1 protein-coding gene is annotated in these 255 nt (G+C 45.1%); it reads right to left on the bottom strand.

Annotated elements, in window-relative coordinates; genetic code table 11:
- Positions 1-255, bottom strand: a 255-nt coding sequence (locus tag ACVCZW_RS00500; protein WP_452231360.1) for a hypothetical protein, incomplete at both ends; no start/stop codon positions are given.

Here is a 255-nt window from a genome sequence, read left to right as displayed (position 1 = left end):
TCCATCTGCTGCTGTAGTTGCTGTTGGCTCTCCTGCGTCTAATACACCATCGCCATCTAAATCTGCAAATACAGTTACTGGAGATGTGAATCCGGTTTCTGTTCCATTTTGTGTTCCATCACCATCTTCATCGTTATATACGGTTCCGGTTACGGTTCCAGCTGTAGTATAACCATCTGTTCCTGCTGCAACTGTTCCACTTACTGGTACGGTTACCTCTGTTGGCTCTGTTCCTTCTGTTAATGTTGATCCAGT

The organism is Lacinutrix sp. MEBiC02595 (assembly GCF_053601555.1).
This window is presented reverse-complemented; position numbering and strand designations above follow the sequence as displayed.